The organism is Peribacillus sp. (assembly GCF_059453735.1).
Genome location: NZ_JAZVJO010000536.1, coordinates 1 through 4,012, shown reverse-complemented (window position 1 = coordinate 4,012; position 4,012 = coordinate 1). Strand labels below are relative to the sequence as shown.

The 4,012-nt window shown below is 35.6% G+C and carries 4 protein-coding genes; all 4 read right to left on the bottom strand.

From position 1 onward, the window contains the following. The coding region (locus AC52RT_RS17745) for a PAS domain S-box protein (protein WP_495541977.1) at positions 1 to 656 on the bottom strand (656 nt) is incomplete at its 3' end. A 205-nt stretch (positions 657 to 861) separates the two neighbouring features. Next, positions 862 to 2,517 carry a methyl-accepting chemotaxis protein gene (locus tag AC52RT_RS17740; protein ID WP_495541976.1) on the bottom strand — a complete coding sequence of 552 codons (1,656 nt, stop codon included), beginning with the start codon at positions 2,515 to 2,517 and terminating at the stop codon, positions 862 to 864. A gap of 27 nt (positions 2,518 to 2,544) precedes the next feature. Beyond that, entirely contained in the window at positions 2,545 to 3,507 is a 963-nt protein-coding gene (locus tag AC52RT_RS17735; protein ID WP_495541975.1) for a BMP family lipoprotein, read from the bottom strand. Between the two features lie 205 nt (positions 3,508 to 3,712). Beyond that, the coding region (locus tag AC52RT_RS17730; protein WP_495541974.1) for a zinc-binding dehydrogenase at positions 3,713 to 4,012 on the bottom strand (300 nt) is incomplete at its 5' end.

Below are 4,012 nucleotides of genomic sequence, written 5' to 3'. Positions count from 1 at the left end.
TCATTTAAATCTGACAAGTCCCGAATATTCGTCACCACTTGTTCGACATCACCCTCATGATTGAAAACAGGACTTCCGGTAATCAGGGTTTCTTTCTTGGCAAAATTCTCTTGAACTACTGAAACTGTCCGCCTTTGCTTCACTACCTTATGTGTTACTGAGCTATTCAGGATTCCTCTTTTTATTAATTGATCCACCGATTTGCCAAGGTAATACTCTTTAGGTATACCGGTTATCCGTTCAATGGCAGAGTTTGTGTAAAGCGTAATTCCTTTTTGATCGGTGATATAAATTCCATCATAAGAATTTTCAATCGTTGCATCAAGAGAACGGTTAATTTTTTCTAATTCATTAACACGAACCTGTAGTTGAGTCAGATAAGGCGTTGCGCAGCCAATCATGAGTGTATCTCCGTTATCCATAGTCGCTGCGGATAAGAAAACGTAGTATTGATCATGTAAGCGTGCCGTTGCCAGTTTGTTATCATCAAGAAATAGCCACTCATCAAAATAATTTGAGAGCGCTTTCTTTTTTATTCGTTCTAAATAATGTTTAAAGTAACCACTCCAATAGATAATCTCGGAAGTTGAATTCATGATTAATGCTGGAAAATACCAGTCTTTTATATTAAATTGATCCGGAATTACCTTACTCAAAATAATCACCACCACATAAGAGTCATTAGCAGTACACTTCTACAAAAACTCCTAATTTCCTTTAAAATTCCAAAATTCAATCACATACTTTTGGTAAGTTGATGAAATGACGAATTACTTTTGGCTAAGTTTGACTTTTCAACTTCAAATTCCTAGCCATAAAACGAGTTAAGAGTATCCTTTTCGAAGGATACTCTTTTGCTCATTATTTTTTTAATTGAAAGTGCGAGATAGTTCTATTCAGACTCTCCGTTAGTTCTTTTAAAGAAGAAACTTTCTCAACCACTTTAGTAATCGAATGTAATTGCTCAACAGTAGACGCCGATATTTCTTCACTTCCCGCTGCTGTCTCCTCAACAATTGCACTTATGCTCTCTACATTCTGTAAAACATGTTCATTAGACTTTTTAGATGTATCTACACCAGTAACTAAATGGTCTAATACCTCGGATATCCCTGTTACCTTTTCTTCTATTTGTGCAAATGTTTCTAACGTACGATTGATATTGGTATGTTGTTGATCGTTTATTCCTACTCCAACTTCAACAGAGGTTGAAATCGAAGTCAAACCATTTTTAATTAAGTTAACTGTTTCGAATATTTGTTTGGTAGCCTGTGTTGAATGCTCAGCTAATTTCCTGACTTCATCCGATACAACAGCAAACCCTTTTCCTGCTTCTCCTGCTCGAGCAGCTTCAATTGCTGCGTTAAGGGCCAGCAGGTTGGTTTGATTTGCTATCTCGGAAACGGCTTTAGCCATATCCTCGATTTTACCTGCGTAGATCGAAAAGTCCTTAGTAGCTGCTTCAATGGTACGTGTTGCATTAATATTCTTGGTAATTAATGATTTTTGTTCATTTATAGCCTCTCTACCTGCACTTATTACTTCACTGGTCCCATGTGCATATTCAGCTGATTGCTGTGCTCGAGCCACATTCTTTCCGAATTCTTGGTTCATTAATTCTACTAATTCGACTGAGCTTTGTAAGTCCTCAGAGATACTTTGTGTTCCTCTTGATAACTCATCTGTAGATACGGCCACCTGATTACTAGATTCAGTTAATGAATGATACTCCATCTCAAATTCTAGCGCAAATTGGTCTATTCGTTGACTGGCAGTATCTACTGAAGTAAGTATGCTGGTTAATTGGTCGACCATCTTGGTAAACGAGTGATTCAGAACTCCTAGTTCATCATTATGTTTATAGTCAACGTGACTGAATAGAAGATTTCCAGCAGCGATTTCCTTTGCATTTTCAGCTAACTTTTTCAAAGGATTCGTTATTTTATTTGCCATTCTAAGTATTAATAGGATCGTAATAAGGGCAACTATCACACTTCCTATTAAAGCAAAGATAATAACAAACTCAATATCTGATTCCATAGATTCTTCTAAATAGGTATAATGCTCAGTCGTATAAAGATCTAATAAGTAAATATCATTCGCAATCCCTTTAGTTCTCAAGGACTGTCGTTTCACCTCAGAAGCATTTGAGTCCGTTAAAGCAGCTATTGCTTCTTTTTGTAAGATTTTGAATTTCGTTTCTGCGCCTTTTAGAACTTTTCTGCTCTGTTTCTCCTTGAGAATGCTATCCAGTTCCTTATATGTAGCTCCTGTATTTTCTAAATCGTTAATGGCTATATTTTTATTTGCATCAGTCATATTAAAAGCAAATGTATTTAAGCTTTGCATCGATGCATTTGTTTCAGCCTTCAATGATCCTACCGTTAATAATACCTTGACATAATCTTGGTTAGACGTTTGTATTGATAACATTCGAAAGATAATGAATGCAATCATTAAAATAGATAGGACTAACCCTATAAGTGAATTCAATAATATTTTCTTTTTAATTGTCATTGTATCCTCCGTGTCCTAATGGGTTGATTAATTAGCTAATTTACTTTTAGCTTCCTCTATTGTTTGCAGTTCTTGTTCGGTAAACGGAATGATCCGGATAGGTGCTAGACCCACGCCATTTTCTTTTAATCCTAATGTAATAGATTCAGAAGGAAGTTTCTTCGTTTTTTTATAATCCTCAACAATGTCATATAAAGCGATATCTATATTTTTAATCATGGAAGTAATGACTGCTTTTTCTGCAAAGTTATACTGATCACTATCGACACCAATCGCATATACTTTTTGTTTTTCGGCTTCCTTTAACACACCAATACCTGTTAAACCTGCCGCTGCATAGAGAACATCACTCTTATTAGCTATCATTTCTTTCGCAAGTTTAGTGCCCAATTCATCATCACCAAAATTACCCGCATATTTCGTAATTATGTTTATATCTGGATCAATCGACTTGACGCCGGCTTCAAAACCAGCAGCGAAGTTTTGAATAAGAGGAACATCCGCTCCGCCAACAAAGCCCACTGTTTTGGTTTCTGATGCCAACGCTGCTGCTACTCCTGCTAAATAACTGCCTTCATCATCTTTAAACGTAATAGATGTTATATTCTCTACATCTGAAGCAGAGTCAACGAGAAGGAATGTACGTTTTGGATATTCCTTTGCTATCTTTTCCAAATCTTCTTGGATCGTAAAACCAAGACCAATAATAATGTCATTCTTCTCTTCAATAAGTTGTCTGAGTCCCTCTTCATACGTTTTAGTGTCTTGTAATTCACGATAATCTAAGATGATTCCTAATTCATCTCTAGCTTTTACTAAGCCATTAAAAGCAGCATCTGAAAATGATTGATCACCTAGGCCTGTATCAGACAGCATAATACCTATCTTAATCTTCCCTTTCAATGGGCTTTCTTCTTTTACTCCACATCCGCTTAAAGTACTTACTATCATAAACAATAATCCAAGAGATAATAATGCGTATTTTTTCATCTACATTGTTTCCCCTTCCAAAAATCTCATATCTACTAACCTTATATCGGTTCTATTATCCATTAACATAAGACCTATCTTATAAAAGTTAAGAATATTTAGTGAAACGATTAGCGAAAACGTTTTAGCCGATAGAAAATTAATGAAACTAAAAAATCCTCATTCCAATTATCTTTGGAATGAGGATTTTTATAACTAGAGCTAACTACATCTTCACAACAACTTTCCCCCAAGTTTTTCTTGATGCAAGTAAGTTTAAGGCTTGAGGCACTTCCTCAAATTCATATTCCTGATAAAGTAACGGTTTTATTTTTCCTTGCTCAAATAGAGCTATTAATTCTTCATGTTCTTTAAAAACCTTCTCTGGTGTTCGTTTATTGAAGAGACCCCAATGTACACCGACTATTGAGTAATTTTTAATTAAAACATGATTCGCTGGGATGGTTGGAATCTCACCGCCAGCAAAACCGATGACAAGAATTCTTCCGTCAAAGGCAATGCATTT